The following is a 20,264-nucleotide window of genomic DNA, read 5'->3' on the forward strand; positions in this document are numbered from 1 at the left end:
CATACGCCTTCCGCGACTGTTATTGCGCGGCCTTGTCCTGCGACATCAGGTTGCGCAGATAGCCGTCCAGATCATCGCGCAGCTCTTCCCGTGCCAGGGCGAAGGCCACTGTCGCCTGCAGGAAACCCGCCTTCGAGCCGCAGTCGAAACGCTGGCCGGCGAAGCGATAGCCATAGACGTTGCTGCCCTGTGCAATCTCCTGCGCGATCGCGTCGGTCAGCTGGATCTCGCCACCCGAACCGGCGCTGATGTTGTCGAGATTCTGCAGAACGCCGGGCGACAGGATATAGCGCCCGATCACCGCCAGGTTGGAGGGAGCCTCCGATGCCTTCGGCTTTTCCACCATGCCCTTGATCCGAACCATCTGGTTCATATCTTCGGCAATGTCGAGCATGCCATACATCGACGAATCGCTTGGATTGACCTCCATTGCCGCGACCATGTTACCGCCTGTCTCTTCATAGGCTTCGACCATCTGTTGCAGACAGGGCTTTTCCGCCGCAATCACGTCGTCGGGAAGAATCACCGCAAAGGGTTCATCGCCGATCAGTCGCCGCGCGCACCATACCGCATGGCCGAGACCGAGCGCCTTGTGCTGGCGAATATAGGCGATGGCGCCGCTCTCCATGTTGGTGCGCTCCAGCACCTTGAGCAGCTTGTCCTTGTTCTTGGCACGCAACTGCTGTTCCAGCACCGGGGCATGGTCGAAATAATCCTCAAGTGCGCCTTTGCCTCGCGAAGTCACGAAGATGAATTCCTTGATCCCGGCGGCCCGGGCCTCATCGATCGCATATTGGATCAACGGCTGATCCACGAGGGTCATGATCTCCTTGGGGACCGATTTGGTCGCCGGGAGGAAACGTGTCCCCAAACCTGCGACCGGGAAAACGGCTTTCGTGACTTTTCTGTTCATGAGTTACCTCTGTCTTAACCTGGTTTAAAACTGGCCCGGTCACGCCGGGCACTTCTTAATGACAATCTGACTATATTAGCGGGCTTATGTAGGATTTCACCCGGTTGTTTCGCAATGCTAGCAAAAACTGGCAATAAATGCAGTGCATATATGATATATGCTACAACCAGCGGTTACCATGCCCCGTTGCCCCGCTGCGGCGTTATCCGCGCATGTTCCTGAATTGCACGTTGTTCGCTGGTTGCCCATCGCAGCAACGGTTCGTCCCGCTCAGCGCGCCCGGAGACACCACCGCGCTGCAACCAGTATCCCCCGGCCTCAAAGCTGACCTGATGAAACAGGGCACTGCGCGACAGGAGCAGCAGGGTGACGATCCTGCCCGCACGCACAAGACGCTCCGCATCCCGTCGCGCGGCGGCGCTGCGCAACCAATTCGCGGTCAACCAGACATGTTCCCTCTGCGGTGCCGGAAAGGGGCGAAACGGCGATAGCGGGCGGGAGGTAAGCCCCGGTGCGCCGCACGGCCGATTGCGGCCGACCTCATAGCCCGCATCGAGCCGTTCGAGCAGATAGCGCACCTCGCGCGGCTCCAGCGTGCCGACAACCAGATGGCGGATCAGCCTGCGTCGCTGACCATCCCGCAACCGGCACCATTGGCTAAACCTTGCGGATTTCGGCACATGTTTGCGCTGAAATACCGCCCAGCTCGCACCGATATCGAAGAGATCACGCGGCGCGCGATTGCGGTGTCGCATACAGTTGGCGGCAAACCCGTGATGCACCTCCGCCAGCGGCGCGATCGCCGTCGCATGGCCCGCCCCGGCCAGCCGCATGTTGAGGTCGGTCTCATCGAGATAGTAATGAAACGCCGGGTCGAAGCCACCCAGGGCGACCAGCACCTCACGGCGGATCGCCATGTTGGTCCCCTCGGTCTTGACCGCGTAGCCTGCCGGTGGCGTAGGCACATGGGGCTCCGCCCCCTTGACCTCAAGCCTCTCCGGCTCGCCAAGCGCATCGAGCGACCGGGCGCGCCACTGAAAGGAGATGCCATTGCGCCCGCGCACGAAACCGCCCATGGCAGCGACGTCCCGCTTTGCAGCCGGTCCCGTCAGATGTCGCAGCCATTGCGGCTCCGGTACCGCGTCGTCATCGATGAAGGCGATGATCTCACCCGCCGCATGGTCGACCCCAAGATTGCGCGCCGCGGAAATGTTCGGCTCATCGTAATGCACGAGTTTGAGGCAGGACGCGAATTGCGTTTTCGCCGCGGCTGCGATGCCGCTCGGGTCCGCGACGACCACAACCTCGAAACGAGGATATTGCAATTGGGAGACACCCAGCAGACAGCGGGTGAGCGCGGCGGGCCGACCCCGGCTGACAATCACCACGCTGACCGCAGGGTCGCTCACTCAATCCCCATCTTGGCCATCATCGCTTCGAGCTTCGGCACATCCTCGGGATTGTTCAGCTCCCAGAACTCACGTCCCCGCGCTTCGACTTCCACGCAGAGCACCGCGCGTCCGTTCTCCATGAAACGCAGTTGCTCCAGGCCTTCGAGCTGCTCCAATGGTCCGGTCGCCCAAGACGGATATGCCGCCAGCGCCGCGGGGCGATAGGCATAGACCCCGACATGGTGGAAAACCGGGCTCGGTTCGCTCTGCGCATAGGAATGTGCGGTGAAGGGCACGACCTCTTTGGAGAAATAGAGCGCCGTTTTATCTGCGGCAAAAACCGCCGTGGTCCCGCCAACCCGGCCTGCCTTGCGATCGGCCAGCAGCGCGTTCAGCGTCGCCCCGTCGCAGCGCAGCACCGGCGTGGCGATATCGGCATCAGGCGCATCCCGAAGGCCCTTAACGAGGCTTTCGACAAACCAATGCGGCGTCAGTGGCGCATCGCCCTGTAGATTGACCACGATGTCAAAGCCACCGCCCAAGGCTGCATGGGCCTCGGCGCAGCGTTCGGTCCCGTTGGCGCAGCTTTCGGAGGTCATCACCACCTCGGCACCGAAAGCTTCGGCGGCCTTTCTGATCCTGTCATCGTCAGTGGCAACGACCACGCGGTCCACCCCTTGCACGCCACAGGCAGCCCGCCAACTGCGCTCGATCAGGCTGCGCTTCTCGCCCCCGGCACCAGTCAGGGCCACGAGCGGCTTGCCCGGATAGCGGGTCGACGCATAGCGGGCGGGGATGATGACCAGGACCGACATCAGCCTGCCTTCAGCGCAACGCCCGGCGCATGAGCGATGAAGAACGGATTGGCAAATCCCTCTTTGCCATAGCGCAGCGGGGTCAGATCGTCGAAACGCACGACCGCGCCACCGGCCCCGCTCAGCACCGCATGCCCTGCCGCCGTGTCCCATTCCATCGTGCGCCCGACGCGAGGATAGAGATCAGCCTCGCCTGTCGCCACAAGGCAGAATTTCAGGGAGGAGCCGGCGCTTTTCATGTCGCGCACCGCATATTTGCCGATGTAATCGTCGGTGGCCTGATCGCGATGCGACTTCGACGCCACGACCATGAGCGCGTCGTTATCCGCCTCCGAAACCGAGATCTCGCGCAATGCGCCGGGCCGTTCCTTTTCGAACGCGCCGGTTTCCTCGACTGACTGGCCATCGGCCCGGGTGAAGAACATCCGCCCCTTGGCCGGCGCATATACGACCCCCCGTGTCGGCACGCCCGCCTCGACAAGAGCGATGTTGACGGTGAAGTCGCCGCGCCGATGAATGAATTCCTTGGTCCCGTCCAGCGGATCGACGATCAGAAAGGTATCCCCCTTTGCGTCATGGGTCGCGGCCTGCTCTTCCGTCACTAGTATCACGTCGGGAAAGGCGGCACGCAGCCCGGCCGCGATGATCGCATCCGCCGCCTCGTCGGCCGCCGTGACCGGGCTGTCGTCCGATTTCGCCTTCACGTCGAAATCATCCTGACCATAGATTTCCATGATCCGCTCGCCGGCCTCCAACGACAGCCGCCGCATCACTTCCACCAATCTTTCGTAATCCACGCGGCTCATCCCCTTCGGCTGTCGTTGATTTGTACTATCGCCCTTCTTATGCTTTGCAGCTAACAGAACAGCAAGAATTCCGTGCAAGGCTGAACGATCAGGAGGCGCAGGACAGCATGTTCAAACCGATCCGAAAGCCACGGGGCCGTTTTGCTTCCGCCATCGGCATTGCCGAGCTGGTCTATCATTCGGTGGTGCGCTCGGTGCGCAAGACCCACAACAACGCCTTCATGGCCATCGCCATGAACATGTTGCAGGCGGTGATCTTCATCGCTGCCTTCTATGTGATGTTCACGGTCCTCGGCCTGCGCGGCGCGGCGATCAGGGGCGACTTCCTGGTCTATATCATGTCCGGAATCTTCCTCTACCTGACCCATACCAAGGCGCTCGGCGCCGTCGTCGGCTCCGAAGGGCCCGCGAGCGCGATGATGCAACACGCGCCGATGACGACAATCATCTCGATCGCCTCGGCCGCAGTCGGAGCGCTCTATATCCAGGTCCTGTCGCTCGTCACCATCCTGTTCGTCTATCACGTGGCCTTCACACCGCTGCAGGTCGAGCAGCCCTTCGCCGCCTTCGGCATGTTGCTCATCGCCTGGTTCACCGGCTGCGCGCTTGGGCTGGTGTTGTTGGCAGTCAAACCCTGGTTTCCCACCTTCGTCAGCCTGTTTTATACGATCTATCAACGCGCCAACATGATCGCATCGGGCAAGATGTTCCTGGCCAATACGCTGCCGGGTTTCATGTTGGCGATGTTCGACTGGAACCCCCTGTTCCACGTCATCGATCAGGCGCGCGGTTTCGCCTTCATCAATTACAACCCGCGCTACAGCACCTGGGAATATGCCTTCTGGGTTGGTGTGGTTCTGCTGATCATCGGGTTGATGGGCGAATTCTACACTCGCAAACACGCTTCGCTGAGCTGGAGCGCCCGACGATGATCCGCTCCCTGATCTGGCTGCTGTTCTTCCCGGCAGGCCCGGCGCAGGCCACCCAGGACGCATGGCCCGCCCTTTATGACGTTCATGGCGTTGCGCAAGGTGACCGACTCAATATCCGTGAACGCGACTCTTCAAATGCGCCGGTAATCGGCGCCTTGGCTCCGGACGCCCGCGATATCGAGCTGATCCGCCCCAACGACCGTCATACCTGGGCACTGATCAACACCGGCGAAGGCCGGGGGTGGGTCTCGCTCGCCTATATGACCCGTCAGCCCGGACAATGGCTCGGCGCGCTGCCGCCGCTCGCGCAATGTTTCGGGACCGAGCCGTTCTGGTCACTGCGTTTCGAAGCCGCGGACCGCGTCAGCCTGGCCACTCCCGAGATCGATCGGCTCGAAGGACGTATCACCGCGCGCCTCGGCTCGCTCTCGCGCCGCGACCATCACGCCCTGCTCTTCGAAACGCGGGGAACAGCCGTTCTTTCACAGCAAATCACCGCGCTTGTCACAGGCGGTGATTGCATTGACGGCATGTCGGACCGGGCTTTCGGGCTGGAGATCGACATGATCGCCGATTTCGGCTCCGGTCCGGCCCTCCATTCCGGCTGCTGTTGGCTCGCCCCCTGACTTCTTTGTGCATGAAATACTCATTCGACCACCCGCAGTGTCAGATTCAGGCGTCCGCCTTTTGGAAGCAACGTGGACGAGCCCGGCCTGATCCGGTCGATCCCGTGATAGGTCAGCCGCGCCGCGCCGCCCATTAACACCACATCGCCTGACTGCAACCACAGGGATTCCGTCCTGCCGCCACGGCTGGCATTGCCGATCCGCAACAACCCGTCGTCGCCGAGCGAAATCGAGACAACCGGGAAATCGAAATCGGCCTCGTCCTTGTCCTGGTGCAATCCCATCCGTGCCTCGGGGCCGTAATAATTGATGAGACAGCATTCCGGCTGCCGCGCTAGTCCGGTCAGCTGATCCCACACTTTCAGTACGGACGGGGGTATCTCAGGCCAGGCCCCGCCACTCGGATGTTCGTTAACATATCTATAGCCATTGCGATCCGAGAACCATCCGTAACGTCCCGCCGCGGACATCTGCACCGACATCTTCCTGCCATAGGGGGTATCAGGGCGAAACAGCGGTGCCTTGCGCACCACCGCGCGCACGGCGGCGAAGATCTCCTGCTGGGCCGCGGCGTCGAGCCGACCCTTGTGTATCTCGAAGCCCCGCAGCCGCAGAATCGTCATATCTTTACCGCTCCCTACCGCCAGCGCCACAAAACCGTGAAAAATGCTGCAATCCATCTTCTGGCAACGGTTGCAGGGTGGATTTTCGCTCCTTATATACGCTCCGAACCGCTGCAAGCCCATATCGCTTCAGTGTCACAGATCGGGGCAGGATGCCGCAACGGGTCCGCGCCTCGTGTCATCGCCTTGAATAACATGAGGGATCGAAAACATGGCCAAAGTAATTGGTATTGACCTTGGAACCACTAACAGCTGCGTCGCCATCATGGACGGCAGCCAACCCCGCGTGATCGAGAACGCCGAAGGCACGCGCACCACCCCGTCGATCGTCGCCTTCACCGACGACGAACGGCTCGTGGGCCAGCCGGCGAAGCGTCAGGCGGTCACCAACCCCGAGAACACTGTCTTTGGCGTCAAGCGCCTGATCGGCCGCCGCAACGACGATGCGGACCTGGCCAAGGACAAGAAGAACATGCCGTTCAACGTGATCGACGGCGGCAACGGCGATGCCTGGGTCGAAGCCAAGGGTGAGAAATACTCCCCGTCGCAGATTTCTGCCTTCATCCTCGGCAAGATGAAAGAAACCGCGGAAAGCTACCTCGGCGAGGAAGTGACCCAGGCGGTCATCACCGTGCCGGCCTATTTCAACGATGCACAGCGTCAGGCCACCAAGGATGCCGGCAAGATTGCCGGTCTCGAAGTGCTGCGAATCATCAACGAGCCCACGGCAGCGGCGCTTGCTTATGGTCTCGACAAGGAAAACACCCATACGATCGCGGTCTATGACCTCGGCGGCGGTACTTTCGACGTGACCATCCTCGAAATCGACGACGGCCTGTTCGAAGTGAAATCGACCAACGGCGACACGTTCCTTGGCGGCGAAGACTTTGACATGCGCATCGTCAACTACCTGGCCGAGCAATTCCAGAAAGAACACGGCGTCGACCTGACCAAGGACAAGATGGCGCTGCAGCGTCTGAAGGAAGCGGCCGAGAAAGCCAAGATCGAGCTGTCCTCCTCCAGCCAGACCGAAATCAACCAGCCTTTCATCTCGATGGGCAAGGACGGTTCGCCGCTGCACATGGTCATGAAACTGACCCGCGCCAAGCTGGAAAGCCTGGTTGGTGATCTGATCAAGGCCTCAATGAAGCCCTGTCAGGCCGCGCTTAAGGATGCGGGCCTGTCGGCCTCCGATATCGACGAAGTCGTTCTGGTCGGTGGTATGACCCGGATGCCGAAGGTGATCGAGGAAGTTACCAAGTTCTTCGGCAAGGAGCCGCACAAGGGGGTGAACCCCGATGAGGTCGTGGCGCTCGGTGCCGCCATTCAGGCCGGCGTGCTGCAGGGCGACGTCAAGGACGTGGTGCTGCTCGACGTGACGCCGCTGTCCCTCGGCATCGAAACGCTCGGCGGTGTCTTCACCCGTCTGATCGACCGCAACACCACGATCCCGACCAAGAAGAGCCAGATCTTCTCGACCGCGGAGGACAACCAGAACGCCGTGACCATCCGGGTATTCCAGGGTGAGCGCGAGATGGCGGCCGACAACAAGATCCTCGGCGCCTTCAACCTGGAGAACATCCCGCCCGCCCCGCGCGGCATGCCGCAGATCGAAGTGACATTCGACATCGACGCCAACGGCATCGTGTCGGTCGGCGCCCTCGACAAGGGCACCGGCAAGGAGCAGAAGATCACCATCCAGGCATCGGGCGGTCTGTCGGACGCGGATATCGAGAAGATGGTCAAGGACGCCGAAGAGAACGCGGAAGCCGACAAGGAACGCCGCGCCCTGATCGAGGCGAAGAACCAGGCAGAATCCCTGATCCATTCCACCGAGAAATCGCTGGAGGAGCATTCTGACAAGGTCGATCCGACAACGGTCGAGGCCATCGAACTGGCGATTGCCGCTTTGAAAGACGAACTGGAAACCGAGAATGTCGACAAGATCAAGTCCGGCATCCAGAACGTCACCGAAGCGGCGATGAAACTGGGCGAGGCGATCTACAAGTCGGCTCAGGAAGAAGGCGGCGACGATGGCGCACGGGCGGCGGCAGACGAGCCGCGCGGCGGAGCCGATGACGACATCGTCGATGCGGACTTCGAAGATCTCGATGACGACAAGCGCGCCTAAATTGTAGCCGGAGCGATTGATCGGGCCGGTCCGTCAGACGGGCCGGCCCGTCACGTTCCTAGCAGGAGCTGATGACCGATGGCAAAACGTGACTATTACGAGGTGCTTGGCGTTGCCAAAGGGGCCTCGGCCGACGAGATCAAAAAGGGCTACCGCCGCAAGGCGAAGGAACTGCACCCTGACCGCAATGGCGACAACCCCCACGCCGAGGCGAAGTTCAAGGAGGCCAACGAGGCCTACGAAATCCTGAAGAACGCTGACAAGAAGGCGGCTTATGATCGCTATGGCCATGCGGCCTTCGAAGGCGGAATGGGCGGTGCCGGCGGCGGTCGCCCGGGCGGCGGCTTCGGCGGGGGTCAGGGCGATTTCTCCAGCGCATTTTCCGATGTATTCGATGACCTTTTCGGCGATTTCATGGGTCAACGCGGCGGCGGTGGCGGCGGCCGACGGGCCGCGCGCGGCGCCGATCTGCGCTACAATCTCCGGATCACGCTGGAAGACGCGTTCAGCGGTCTGCAGAAGTCGATCAGCGTGCCGACCTCCGTACAATGCGGCTCCTGTGACGGCTCCGGCGCCGAAGGGGGCGCCGAACCGACGACCTGTCCGACCTGTTCGGGCATGGGCAAGGTTCGTGCCCAGCAAGGTTTCTTCACCGTCGAGCGCACCTGTCCGACCTGTTCGGGCATGGGGCAGATCGTCAAGAATCCCTGCAAGACCTGTCGCGGTGCAGGCCGAGTCGAGAAAGACCGGCAATTGTCCGTGAATATCCCCGCCGGGGTGGAGACCGGGACGCGGATCCGGCTTGCCGGTGAAGGTGAAGCCGGGATGCGTGGCGGTCCGGTCGGCGATCTCTATATCTTCATCGAGGTTCAGGAGCATGAGCTCTTCGAACGCGATGGCCCGAACCTGTTCTGCCGGGTTCCGGTTTCAATGAGCACCGCCGCGCTCGGCGGCAGCATCGAAGTGCCCACGATCGATGGTGGGCGCGGCCGTGTGCAGGTGCCCGCAGGCAGCCAGTCGGGTCGCCAGATGCGCCTGCGTGGCAAGGGCATGCCACCGCTGCGGGGGGGTGGCACCGGTGACATGATCATCGAGCTCGCGGTCGAGACACCGGTCAACCTGACCAGCCGTCAAAAGGATTTGCTGCGCGAATTCGAAGAGCTCGCGGAGAACAACAACCCCGAGAGCAGCAACTTCTTCTCGAGCGTCAAATCCTTCTGGGACAGCATGAAAGGCTGATCCGTATTATATGCGTCGGCTCTGATCGACATGAAAGGGCGGGGTCATCCCGCCCTTTTTCCGTGCCAGGGCAATTAACCGGAAAGTAACCGATGCCCGGCATCTTGGCTTCATGAGCCGTCCAGCATCGAACTTTTCCGAGCAAGCCCTGCCCTCCCTGCTGGAAGGGAGCGCCAAGGCCAACCGTGCGACGCTCAAACCGCCGTCCTACCTTGCTGACCATCGACAGCGCCTCCGGACAAGGTTCCGTGAGGGCGGAGCCCAGGCGATGCCGGATTACGAATTGCTCGAACTGGTTCTGTTCCGCGCCATCCCTCGACGCGATGTCAAACCACTGGCGCGGGCGCTGATGGATCAATTCGGCGACTTCAACCGCGTAATCGCCGCTGACACCGCACGCTTGCGCGACGTAACCGGCATCGGGGATGCGGTGATCACCGAATTGAAGGTGATCGAAGCGGCGGCGCAAAGGATGGCCCGCGCCAGGATCCTGCAGCAGCATGTAGTTTCAAACTGGAACGCCTTGCTCGATTACTGCCATATCTATATGGCGCATCGCGAGACGGAACAGTTTCGCGTGCTGTATCTCGACCGCAAAAACGTTCTGATTGCCGATGAGGTGCAGGGTCGGGGAACGGTGGATCATGTGCCGGTCTATCCGCGTGAAGTGGCAAAACGAGCGCTCGAGCTCAACGCCTCCGCGTTGATCCTAGTGCATAATCATCCGTCGGGCGATCCGAGCCCTTCGCAGGCGGACATTTCGATGACCGAACAGATCAAGACCGCCTGCGATGCGCTTGGACTGGTGCTTCATGATCATCTAATCATCGGTAGAGGACGCGAGCTCAGCTTCCGCAGTCAAGGCTATCTCTGATCCAGCCTAGCGGACCCAAACCTCGACGCGCCGGTTGACCTGTCGGCCCCATTCGCTGTCGTCACAAGCCATCGGCATCGCCTCCCCGAACGCATCGACATCGAGTTGCAGACGTTCGGGATTGGCGGTGACCGCTGCCGCGATCACGGCGCGGCGTACCGCCTCGGCGCGGCGCAAGGCAATGTCGCGATTGGCCGTCGCAGGCCCGTCCCCATCGCTAAAACCGACGAAGACCAGGCGCCTCGTGTCATATTGCCCCTGCTCCAACGCCAGGGCCAGTTGCTGCACATTCGATCGTGACTGCGCATCAAGCCGGATCGATCCGGCCTCGAACCGGAACGTGGTACTCAGTCGCGCCAGAGGCGAAAGAGTCGCAGCCATCCGCTGCAATTCTTCCAGCGAGGTTTCGGAGCCGGCGGCCGATATGGCATTCGCGAAACGGTTGCCCTGTTCGTCAATGGAGATTTCCTCGGGCCGCTGATCCACGAAACCGGCCCGCCGGATCACGTTCTGCGCCGTCGGCCCCTGAATGAATCCGAGAAACTCCCGACCGATCAGCGGCAGCCGGCGTGCCGGAAAATACAGGAACATCGGCGCGGTGAGCGGGTAGTCCTCCGTCTTAACGCTGCGCCGGGTGGCGGACAGCGCGAAACCGCACCCTCCGGTCAGGACCAGCATCTGGCTTTCACGCCGTTCCGAATAATTGGTCACACCGAGTGAGAAACTATCCGCCGTGATCGCTTCGGCCAGAGTTTCGGGCAACGGATGCCGGGTGACCGTCTCGGCTATCTCAAGTTCGATCGGGCGCATCACCTGGTTCTCGATGGCCTGTGCCAGGCCACTGCGTGAATCCGGCAAATGCAACTCGATCGGCGCATCCGGGCCGCCAAGTGCTTGCCAATTGGTGATCTTCCCCGCCAATACGCGGGCCAATTGTCGCGGCGTGATCTCGCGCAGAGGGTTGCCCGGCGCCACCACCGGCACCAGAGCATCCAGCGCCAGCACCCGGCTGCGGTTTGCCCCGGTCAGATCGCCGAGCCCTGCTTCGCGCGCGTTGATCCGCTCCTTGCGGCGGATCTCGCGCAGCGCCATGACGATATCGGCTTCATCCGCAAGCAGATCGGCGAACCCTTCATCCGTATTGCTGGCACGGAAATGAAACCGCGCGGCGAGCTTGTCGCCTTCGGTCCGGGTCAAGGACAGGGTAAATAGTCCCGGTCCGTTTTCGTCGCGGGTCACGGAATATCCATCCCTCTGCGCGAAGGCTTCGACCAGAGCAGGCATCAACACCGCGCCCATGCTGGCCGCCCCCGACAGCCGCAGCTCGGCGACGTAATCCTCCAGGTTCGGGCAACCGGGACCGAGACAGCGCACACCGGAGCCGTCCACCGTCAACTCGCCATATTCCGTGTCCAGCCGATAGAATTCACCGTCGAAACCGGAAAGCGTGCCGCTAACCTCGACCTTGCCGTCGCGAGAGGTCAGGGTGACGTCCTGCGCGTTCGCCGCCCCCGCTGGGCTGAAAAGAAAGAGTGCGGCGCAAACCGCCGCACGCTTGATGCTGATCATGAGACCCCGCAGAATTAACTATTTCTGCGCGACTTTCATGTCTTGGAGCAGATTATTCAACACCAGAAAGCCACCAATGGTGTCGCAGTCCGGAACTGCGAGGGTCAGATCCCTGCTGCGAACCTGCCCGGCCCCGCTCAGCTCCAGTGCCTGCGCCTCGATTTCCATGCCGCAATTCTGCGCGCTTATTTCGGTCTCGACGCTCAGATCGACTTTGCCACCCGGCGCTGCCGCGGCTGCCGGAAAGCTGTAAACCTCGGCCATCAGGGGGTCGGACACGTCGGTATTCCCGAGCTGCACCAGATAGCCGCTCTCGCCCGTCATCGCTGCGCTCATTTCTCCGGGCGCTTCGGCCCAGACATGGCCCTCCGCACCGTAGTCAGCGCCGAATTCGCGGGCGTGGATCTGGAAACCTGTGTCGCCCTTCCATTGCAATACCACTCGGTCGAAATCGGTAAGATCGTCGACTCTGGTCTGAGCCACCGCGCCCTCACCATTTCCAAAGGCTAGGATGAACACCGCATCACGCGCAAGGGCGGGAATTTCGAGATCGAGGCTGCCCTCGGCAGAGGTGGTCTCCGTGAAGATCATGCCATTGTGATGGATGCTGATGCGCTCATTGGGCAGGCAGGACGCCGAAAGGCTGAGGCTGACCATCGCCGCCTGCATCGCACGCGCCTCGGCTTTCATGGCGCAATCTGGTGTGGCAACCGCGTTGGGCAGATCGGGTCGCGGCAGGAGCGGCGGCGGCGAGCGCTTGGCAACGCGACTATTCGAGCCGGGCAGATCTACCGCGTCATCGTAAACCGCAGAGGTCAGGGTGATTGACTCGACATCTAGCAGCGTGTGTTGAGCCTGCAAGATCGCCTGTCTTTCGGCGCTCACCTTGCTGTAGCGTTGGTCCGCGATATCCGAACTCTGCATCACGAATCCTACGGCGGCAGCGCAGCCCAACGTGCCAGCCGCGGTCAGTACTTCCTTGCCTCGTGCCATCGTTACTCTCCTCACCGGAATCGCTACAAGGATAAGGATAGTCCAGGATCAGGGCTATCTTGTGGCGCGAAGGTGTGGATTCATGGCGCGATGCCCCGGCTCAGGCCAGCCGGCCGTGACAATGTTTGAACTTCTTGCCGGAGCCACAGGGGCAGTCGTCATTGCGCGCGGGATTGCCCCAGGTTGAGGGATCCTGCTCGACGAAACCGCCACCGATGCCTTTTTCCTTGGCGGCCTGGTTTTTTTCAGCTGCCGCATCGACCGCAGCCTGCATCGCGGCCTGACGGGTGGTCATCTCCTCGATCATGGCGCGCTGTTCATCTTCGGTCATCGGGCGGACCTGCGCGAGTTTCTGGGTCACTTCGGCGCGCAGCGAGTCTAGCATGCTCTCGAAAAGCTGGAAGGACTCGTTCTTGTATTCGTTGAGCGGATCGCGCTGTGCATAGCCGCGGAATCCCACCACCGAGCGAAGATGTTCGAGCATGAGCAGATGGTCGCGCCACTTGCCGTCGATCGCCTGCAACAAGACCTGCTTCTCGATGTTGCGCATGTTCTCGGCGCCAAAGGCCTCGGTCTTCTCCGTCATCATCTTGTCGGCCGCGGCGTTGAGACGCTCGCGGATCACCTCGTCATCGGCACCGTCCTCTTCGCACCATTCGATCACCGGCACATCGATATTGAGTTGCTCGATCACTGCTGCATAGAAGCCCTGGGTGTTCCACTGATCGGCATAGGTGCGCGGGGGCATATAGGTGTCGATCAGGTCGTCGATCACCTGTTCGCGCATGTCGGTTACGATTTCGTTGAGATCTGCGGCTTCCATGATGTCACGGCGCTGGCCGAAGATCACCTTGCGCTGCTCGTTCATTACGTCGTCGAATTTCAGCAGCTGTTTGCGCGTGTCGAAGTTGCGCCCTTCGACCTTCGCCTGGGCGCGTTCGAGCGACTTGTTAACCCAAGGATGGATGATCGCCTCGCCTTCCTTGAGGCCGAGTGTAGTCAGCACCTTTTCGAGACGTTCCGACCCGAAGATCCGCATCAGATCGTCTTCCAGTGACAGGAAGAATGACGAGCGGCCCGGGTCGCCCTGACGGCCCGAACGGCCGCGCAGCTGGTTATCGATGCGGCGGCTTTCATGGCGTTCGGAAGCCAGCACATAGAGCCCGCCGGCCTCGAGCACCTTCTGCTTCTCGTCGGCATGTTCCGCCTCGATACGCTGGCGGATCGCCACCGGATCCGCCTCTGGATCGGCGCTCAGCGCTTCGAGAACCTTCATCTCGACATTGCCGCCAAGCTGGATGTCCGTCCCGCGACCGGCCATGTTGGTGGCGATGGTTACGGCGCCGAACTTGCCCGCATCGGCGACGATCTGCGCTTCCTGCTCGTGCTGGCGCGCGTTGAGCACATTGTGCGTGATCCCGGCCTGGGTCAGCAACTGGCTCAGCATCTCCGATTTTTCGATGGAGGTGGTGCCGACGAGAACCGGCTGGCCCTTGGCATTGGCCTCCTTGACCTGCTCGATCATCGCCTCGTATTTCTCGGTCGCAGTGCGATAGACCTGATCGTCTTCGTCGACCCGTTGGATCGGCAGGTTGGTCGGCACTTCTACCACGCCGAGACCGTAGATCTCCGCGAATTCCTCGGCCTCGGTCAGCGCCGTACCGGTCATCCCGGCGAGCTTGTCATAGAGCCGGAAGTAGTTCTGGAAGGTGACGCTGGCCAGCGTCACGTTCTCCGGCGCGATCTTGACGCCTTCCTTGGCTTCGATCGCCTGGTGCAGACCGTCAGACAGGCGGCGGCCCTGCATCATCCGGCCGGTGAATTCATCGATCAGCATGACCTCGCCATCGCGGACGATGTAATCCTTGTCGCGCAGGAACAGCTTGTGAGCGCGCAGACCCTGGTTGACGTGATGCACGATCGACGTGCTTTCCGGGTCATAGAGCGTCTGACCTTCTTCGAGCAGCGAACGCGCGCGCAGTTGCTCTTCGAGAAACTCATTGCCCTCGTCGGTGAAGGTCACGTTGCGTGTCTTCTCGTCGAGCTCATAGTGATCGGGCTGCAGCAGCGGGATCACCTTGTCGATCACCTCGTACATCTCTGAACGGTCCTGCGCCGGGCCGGAGATGATCAGCGGCGTCCGCGCCTCGTCGATCAGGATGGAATCCACCTCGTCGACGATCGCGAAGTTATGATGCTTCTGCATGATCTGGCTGAGCTCGGACTTCATGTTGTCGCGCAGATAGTCGAACCCGAGCTCGTTGTTTGTCGCATAGGTGATATCACTGGCATAGGCGGCGCGCTTGGCCTCTTCGGGCATGCCCGACCATGCCACGCCCGAAGTCAGCCCGAGTGCGGCAAAGACCTTGCCCATCCATTCGGCGTCACGCTTGGCAAGATATTCGTTGACGGTAACGATGTGCACGCCTTTGCCGGTCAGCGCGTTGAGATAGGCGGCGAATGTCGCGGTCAGGGTCTTGCCTTCACCGGTCTTCTGTTCGGCAATGTTGCCCTGATGGAGGAATATCCCGCCCAGAAGCTGGGTATCGAAGGCACGCAGTCCAAGGGTCCGGCGCGCGGCTTCGCGGCAGTTGGCGAAGGCTTCTGGCAGCAGGTGATCGAGGCTTTCACCGCCTTCGACACGCTCGCGGAACTCCTGGGTCTTCTGCTTCAGATCGTCATCGCTGAGCTTCTCGAACTCGGGCTCCAGCGCGTTGATCTTCTCGACCAGCGGGCGGGTCGCCTTGATTTTCCGGTCATTCGGCGTGCCGAAGACCTTTTTTGCGATTGTACCGATACCCAGCATGTAATCTCCAGCCGAAGTTGTGATGTCTTGCGCCGATCTGCTTGCCCAGAAAGGTGCCACCCCCTAGATAAGACGGTGAACCGGCGCCCGAGCCGCGCCCATAGGGCGATGTAAGGGCCATGCCAAACTTAGTCAATGTAGCAGCCCGCTACGAGCGAAGCGTTAGGATCGATCCATGCAAAGACACCTCACATATCTCGCGCCGCTGGCATTCGCCGCCAGCTTCGCCCTCCCCGCCTTCGCTCAGGAAACCCCATCGGAAGCGCCGCAGGATGAGACAGCGGCAGAAGCCGAAACGAACACGGAAAGCGGCGCCGGAACGACCGGCGATGCGACGATCGACACCGTCGTTGCCACGGTGAACGGGACCGAAATCACGCTCGGTCACATGATGGTGGCGCGCGCACGCCTGCCTGAGCAGTACCAACAACTGCCCGCGGAAGTGTTGTTCACCGGCATTCTCGATCAGCTCATCCAGCAGACCGCGCTGGCCGAGCAATTCACCGGCGAACTGCCGCCGCGCGTGAAATTGTCACTCGACAACGAGACACGCTCCCTGACCGCCGGTGAGGTGATCGAAGGGGTGATGAATGCAGAAATCAGCGACGCCGACCTGCAGGCCGCCTATGACGAGCAATATGCCAGCGTGGAGCCGAGCGACGAATACAATGCCTCGCATATCCTGGTAGAAAGCGAGGAAGAGGCCAAGGCGATCAAGAAGGAGCTCGACGAGGGAGCCGATTTTGCAGCCGTGGCGCGCGAGAAATCGACCGGGCCTTCCGGCCCCGGGGGCGGATCGCTGGGTTGGTTCGGCCCGGGCTCGATGGTCCCGAGCTTCGAGGAAGCGGTGATGGACATGGAGGTCGGTGCAATCTCCGCCCCGGTCGAGACCCAGTTCGGCTGGCATGTCATCAAGCTCAATGAAACCCGCAAGTCCGAGGCTCCGGCGCTAGACGAGGTGCGTGACGAGCTTGAGATGCAGGTCCGGCAGACCCGCGTGCAATCGCATATCGAAGAGCTGACCGAAGCCGCGGATGTCGACAAGGAAGCCGCGTCGACGATCGATCCCTCGATCCTCACCAATATCGAAATGCTGGAGTGATCCATGGGCAAGTCGCTCGCCGTGTCGCCGCTGGCTCCGGCTGCCTTTCCTGACCTTCCGGTGATTGCGGGGGTGACTTTCGCCACCGCTGCCGCCGGGGTCAAATATCAGGGTCGCACCGATGTGATGCTGGCGCTTCTGGCGCCAGGCACTGCGATGGCCGGAGCGTTCACGCGCTCGGCCACCCGCGCGGCCCCCGTGCTGGATTGCCAGGCGAAGCTCGGCGGCATTGCCGAAGAAGGCGCCGCGATCCTGGTTAATTCCGGCAATGCCAATGCCTTCACCGGTCAGGGCGGCGTCGATGCGGTTTCAGCGATCACTGCCGCCGTGGCGCAGGCGACCGGGGTACCGCAGGCACGTGTCTTTACCTCCTCAACCGGGGTGATCGGTGAGCCCCTACCCTATAACAGGATCACTGCCGCGCTCGGCGATCTCGCCGCAGGACAGAATGCAGAAGGCATCGCCGCAGCCGCCAAGGCGATCATGACCACCGACACCTTCCCCAAGGGGGCCGGGGCGGAGATCGATGTGGACGGTCAGAAGGTCCGTATCGCCGGGATCGCCAAAGGGTCGGGCATGATCGCACCGGACATGGCGACGATGCTCGTCTATATTTTCACCGATGCCAAGGCGGATCAGGTGGCATTGCAACGCATGGTCTCGGAACATTGCGACCGGACCTTCAACTGCATCACCGTGGATAGCGACACCTCGACCTCGGACAGCCTGCTGGTGGCCGCGACGGGCGCCTCGGGCGTCGATGTGAGCGACAGCGCCGCCTTCAACACCGCCTTGCATGACCTGATGCGCGACCTCGCCCATCAGGTGGTGCGCGACGGCGAGGGGGCGAGCAAGTTCGTAGAGGTTACGATCAGCGGCGCCGCCAGCGACGACGACGCGAGGACCCATGCCATGGCTATCGCCAATTCACCGCTGATCAAGACCGCCGTGGCCGGCGAGGACCCGAACTGGGGTCGCGTGGTGATGGCGATCGGCAAATCCGGCGCCGCCGCCGACCGCGACCGCCTGTCGATCCGCTTCGGCGACGTAGAGGTTGCCAAGGACGGCTGGCGCAGTCCGGCATACTCGGAAGAGGCCGCGGCAGCGCATATGAAGAGTCAGGAAATCCTCATCAGTGTCGATCTTGGCCTGGGCGAGGGAACAGCGACCGTGTGGACCTGTGACCTCACCCATGGTTATATCGAGATCAACGCCGATTACCGCTCCTGATGACTGACCCGATAAAGAAGGTCGTGCTGGTATCGGCCGTGGCGCTGATCGACGTCGATGGCCGGGTGCTGCTCGCGCAGCGCCCGGAGGGGAAGGCGATGGCCGGGCTCTGGGAATTTCCCGGCGGCAAGGTCGAAGCGGGAGAGACACCCGAAGCCGCCCTGATCCGCGAATTGCATGAGGAACTCGGCATCGATACCTGGGCCTCCTGCCTGGCGCCCCTGACCTTTGCCAGCCATAGCTATCAGGATTTCCACCTGCTGATGCCGCTCTATGCCTGCCGCAAATGGCAGGGCACACCGATGTCGCGGGAGGGGCAGACCCTGAGATGGCTGCGCCCGAACCAGATGCGCGATTATCCGATGCCGGCCGCCGATATTCCGCTGATCGCGGTCCTGCGGGACTGGCTCTGAACCAAAGCCACGGTGAGCTGCGAACCGAAAGGCCGCGGCCGCGTTGAGCCCCCGAAGCAGTACAGGGGCGACAATGCTGATCAAACAGGTAGCGCTGATCCTCAATCAGCATTCCGGGGCCGACAATGGCACGGATCGGGCGGCGGAGATTTCTGCCGCCTTTGCCGTTCACGGCATTGCGGTCGCCCTGATCGAGATCGGTCCGGACCGGGATGTTGCCGCCGCTGCCAAGAAGGCGCTGTCGCTCGATATCAAGCAGATCGTGGTAGCCGGAGGCGACGGGACGATCTGCGGCGTCGCCTCCGTATTGAGCGGCAGCGACCGGGAAATGGGGATCATTCCGACGGGCACGTTCAATTATTTCGGCAGATCGCTGGGGTTGCCTCAAAACATTCCCGACGCTGTGGCCGTTATCGCCGCAGGGCGGGTCGAACGGCTCAACGTCGCGGCAATCAATGACCGTATATTTCTGAACAATACCAGCATCGGCGCCTATGCGGCCATTCTCAAGACCCGCGAAGGGATCTATCACCGCTGGGGGCGCAGTCGGCTGGCAGCCTATTGGTCGGTTCTGAAGGCTCTGGCGAGTTTCCGGGCGCCGCTGAACCTGAGGGTGACACTCTCGGGCCAGACCCGCCGTTTCCGTACGCCGCTGATCTTTGCCATCAACAACGCGTTCCAGCTTGACCAGATGGGGCTCGGCGGGCGCGAATGCATTGAGCAAGGCAAGATGGTGCTGCTGATTGCCCCTCCGGCCAATCGCTGGGGGCTGTTCCGCCATGCCTTCGCGCTGGCCCTGGGAATTGCGAAAGAGGAGACAAACTACGAAATGCTCTGCGGAGACGAAATCGAGATAGACCTGCGCCATCGGCGCAAACATGTGGCGCGCGATGGCGAGCTGGAACGGATGCGCGGTCCGTTCCGGCTTCGGATTCTGCCCGATGCGTTGACGGTTTTCGTCCCGGCGGATTATCAGGGCCGTGTGCGATGAGTCGTCTTATTCACCTCTCCGATTTGCATTTCGGCAAGGATCGTGCCGATCTGCTCGAACCCCTGTTGGGCAGCGTAAACGAAAGCCGTCCCGATCTGGTGGCGATCTCGGGCGACCTTACCCAGCGAGCCCGCGAGCGCGAATATCGCGCCGCACGCGCCTTCGTCGATCGGATAGAAGCGCCCGTACTGAGCGTTCCGGGCAATCACGATATTCCCGTGCATCGACCGGCAACCCGCTTTCTCTGGCCATGGCGCTATTACAAGCGCTGGATCGACAGCGATCTTACACCGGTGCATCGCCGCGCCGATTGTCTGGTTGTCGGGGTCAATACCGTGGATCGCTTCCGCTGGCAGACCGGGCGGCTGAGCCATAGCCGCGCGCGCCGGGCCTGCGCGGCGCTGCGTCAGGCCGAGCCGGGGATGGCCAAGGTGATCGTGGCGCATCACCCGCTAAACCATCCCAACACCACCAAGAAGAAGCCGATACCGGGCGCCGAGCAAGCGCTGGAGACCCTGATCGATTGCGGTGCAGACATGATCCTTTCCGGGCATCTCCATGTCTGGCACGCCGGGGCCTTCGCCCATAGAGCCAGCGACGGCGGCCAAGCGAATGCGATCCAGATCCATGCCGGGACGAGCCTGTCATCGCGGGTACGGGGAGAGCCGAACGACTACAATGTGATCGATATCGCGCCGGAGCGTTTCACCATCGCGCGGATCAGCTTCGACGATGCGACGCATAGCTTCACAAACACAGAGACCCGGCACTTCGACCGGGTCTCTGGCAGATTTCTCGACTAGCCGTCGG

General features: G+C 61.7%; 18 protein-coding genes. 10 read left to right on the forward strand and 8 right to left on the reverse strand.

The features are described from left to right. Positions 1-19 precede the first annotated feature (19 nt). The 4 genes from galU to cysQ all read right to left on the reverse strand — a co-directional run bounded on the left by galU (position 20) and on the right by cysQ (position 3,916). Positions 20-913, reverse strand: coding sequence for a UTP--glucose-1-phosphate uridylyltransferase GalU (galU, locus tag ACFSUD_RS02075; RefSeq protein ID WP_386370984.1), 894 nt, complete (start codon positions 911-913; stop codon positions 20-22). Positions 914-1,086: 173 nt separating this feature from the next. After that, entirely contained in the window at positions 1,087-2,322 is a 1,236-nt protein-coding gene (locus ACFSUD_RS02080) for a glycosyltransferase family 2 protein (RefSeq protein WP_386370985.1), read from the reverse strand. Then, the gene (locus ACFSUD_RS02085) at positions 2,319-3,119 is read right to left on the reverse strand and encodes a 3-deoxy-manno-octulosonate cytidylyltransferase (protein ID WP_386370987.1); all 801 of its coding nucleotides are present in this window, start codon (positions 3,117-3,119) and stop codon (positions 2,319-2,321) included. Before ACFSUD_RS02085 ends, ACFSUD_RS02080 begins: the two co-directional genes overlap by 4 nt. Continuing rightward, positions 3,119-3,916 carry a 3'(2'),5'-bisphosphate nucleotidase CysQ gene (gene cysQ, locus ACFSUD_RS02090; protein ID WP_386370989.1) on the reverse strand — a complete coding sequence of 266 codons (798 nt, stop codon included), beginning with the start codon at positions 3,914-3,916 and terminating at the stop codon, positions 3,119-3,121. Before cysQ ends, ACFSUD_RS02085 begins: the two co-directional genes overlap by 1 nt. A gap of 116 nt (positions 3,917-4,032) precedes the next feature. Between cysQ and ACFSUD_RS02095 the strand changes: the two genes are divergently transcribed. Both ACFSUD_RS02095 and ACFSUD_RS02100 read left to right on the forward strand, forming a co-directional pair. Further along, positions 4,033-4,857, forward strand: coding sequence for an ABC transporter permease (locus ACFSUD_RS02095; RefSeq protein WP_386370991.1), 825 nt, complete (start codon positions 4,033-4,035; stop codon positions 4,855-4,857). Next, positions 4,854-5,483 carry a peptide-binding protein gene (locus tag ACFSUD_RS02100; protein WP_386370993.1) on the forward strand — a complete coding sequence of 210 codons (630 nt, stop codon included), beginning with the start codon at positions 4,854-4,856 and terminating at the stop codon, positions 5,481-5,483. The genes ACFSUD_RS02095 and ACFSUD_RS02100 overlap by 4 nt, the downstream gene beginning before the upstream one ends. Positions 5,484-5,503: 20 nt before the next feature. On the opposite strand, the gene ACFSUD_RS02105 is transcribed toward ACFSUD_RS02100, so the two are convergent. Continuing rightward, positions 5,504-6,106, reverse strand: a complete 603-nt coding sequence (locus ACFSUD_RS02105; RefSeq protein ID WP_386370995.1) for an alpha-ketoglutarate-dependent dioxygenase AlkB family protein — start codon at positions 6,104-6,106, stop codon at positions 5,504-5,506. Between the two features lie 211 nt (positions 6,107-6,317). Between ACFSUD_RS02105 and dnaK the strand changes: the two genes are divergently transcribed. The 3 genes from dnaK to radC all read left to right on the forward strand — a co-directional run bounded on the left by dnaK (position 6,318) and on the right by radC (position 10,350). Continuing rightward, a complete protein-coding gene (dnaK, locus tag ACFSUD_RS02110; RefSeq protein ID WP_386370997.1) occupies positions 6,318-8,237 on the forward strand; it encodes a molecular chaperone DnaK in 1,920 nt (639 codons plus the stop codon). A gap of 78 nt (positions 8,238-8,315) precedes the next feature. Beyond that, positions 8,316-9,476, forward strand: a complete 1,161-nt coding sequence (gene dnaJ, locus ACFSUD_RS02115; RefSeq protein ID WP_386370999.1) for a molecular chaperone DnaJ — start codon at positions 8,316-8,318, stop codon at positions 9,474-9,476. A gap of 112 nt (positions 9,477-9,588) precedes the next feature. Continuing rightward, positions 9,589-10,350 carry a RadC family protein gene (gene radC / locus ACFSUD_RS02120; protein ID WP_386371001.1) on the forward strand — a complete coding sequence of 254 codons (762 nt, stop codon included), beginning with the start codon at positions 9,589-9,591 and terminating at the stop codon, positions 10,348-10,350. A 6-nt stretch (positions 10,351-10,356) separates the two neighbouring features. Here radC and ACFSUD_RS02125 read toward each other — a convergent pair whose 3' ends face one another. The 3 genes from ACFSUD_RS02125 to secA all read right to left on the reverse strand — a co-directional run bounded on the left by ACFSUD_RS02125 (position 10,357) and on the right by secA (position 15,718). Then, entirely contained in the window at positions 10,357-11,919 is a 1,563-nt protein-coding gene (locus ACFSUD_RS02125) for a substrate-binding domain-containing protein (RefSeq protein WP_386371003.1), read from the reverse strand. An 18-nt stretch (positions 11,920-11,937) separates the two neighbouring features. Beyond that, a complete protein-coding gene (locus tag ACFSUD_RS02130) occupies positions 11,938-12,912 on the reverse strand; it encodes a hypothetical protein (protein WP_386371005.1) in 975 nt (324 codons plus the stop codon). 100 nt (positions 12,913-13,012) lie between these two features. After that, on the reverse strand, positions 13,013-15,718 hold the full coding sequence (gene secA, locus ACFSUD_RS02135; protein ID WP_386371007.1) for a preprotein translocase subunit SecA: 2,706 nt from the start codon (positions 15,716-15,718) through the stop codon (positions 13,013-13,015). Positions 15,719-15,893: 175 nt separating this feature from the next. Here secA and ACFSUD_RS02140 point away from each other — a divergent pair, with 175 nt between their 5' ends. The 5 genes from ACFSUD_RS02140 to ACFSUD_RS02160 all read left to right on the forward strand — a co-directional run bounded on the left by ACFSUD_RS02140 (position 15,894) and on the right by ACFSUD_RS02160 (position 20,257). After that, positions 15,894-16,820, forward strand: a complete 927-nt coding sequence (locus ACFSUD_RS02140; protein ID WP_386371009.1) for a peptidylprolyl isomerase — start codon at positions 15,894-15,896, stop codon at positions 16,818-16,820. Between the two features lie 3 nt (positions 16,821-16,823). Beyond that, the gene (gene argJ, locus ACFSUD_RS02145) at positions 16,824-18,050 is read left to right on the forward strand and encodes a bifunctional glutamate N-acetyltransferase/amino-acid acetyltransferase ArgJ (RefSeq protein ID WP_386371010.1); all 1,227 of its coding nucleotides are present in this window, start codon (positions 16,824-16,826) and stop codon (positions 18,048-18,050) included. After that, positions 18,050-18,463, forward strand: a complete 414-nt coding sequence (locus tag ACFSUD_RS02150; protein WP_386371012.1) for a (deoxy)nucleoside triphosphate pyrophosphohydrolase — start codon at positions 18,050-18,052, stop codon at positions 18,461-18,463. Before argJ ends, ACFSUD_RS02150 begins: the two co-directional genes overlap by 1 nt. A gap of 73 nt (positions 18,464-18,536) precedes the next feature. After that, positions 18,537-19,454: a diacylglycerol/lipid kinase family protein gene (locus tag ACFSUD_RS02155; RefSeq protein ID WP_386371014.1), complete on the forward strand. Its 918-nt coding sequence runs from the start codon at positions 18,537-18,539 to the stop codon at positions 19,452-19,454. After that, positions 19,451-20,257, forward strand: a complete 807-nt coding sequence (locus tag ACFSUD_RS02160) for a metallophosphoesterase family protein (protein ID WP_386371016.1) — start codon at positions 19,451-19,453, stop codon at positions 20,255-20,257. Before ACFSUD_RS02155 ends, ACFSUD_RS02160 begins: the two co-directional genes overlap by 4 nt. Positions 20,258-20,264 lie beyond the last annotated feature (7 nt).

Source organism: Sulfitobacter aestuarii, from assembly GCF_042685005.1.
GTDB classification, from domain to species: Bacteria; Pseudomonadota; Alphaproteobacteria; order Rhodobacterales; family Rhodobacteraceae; genus Sulfitobacter; species Sulfitobacter aestuarii.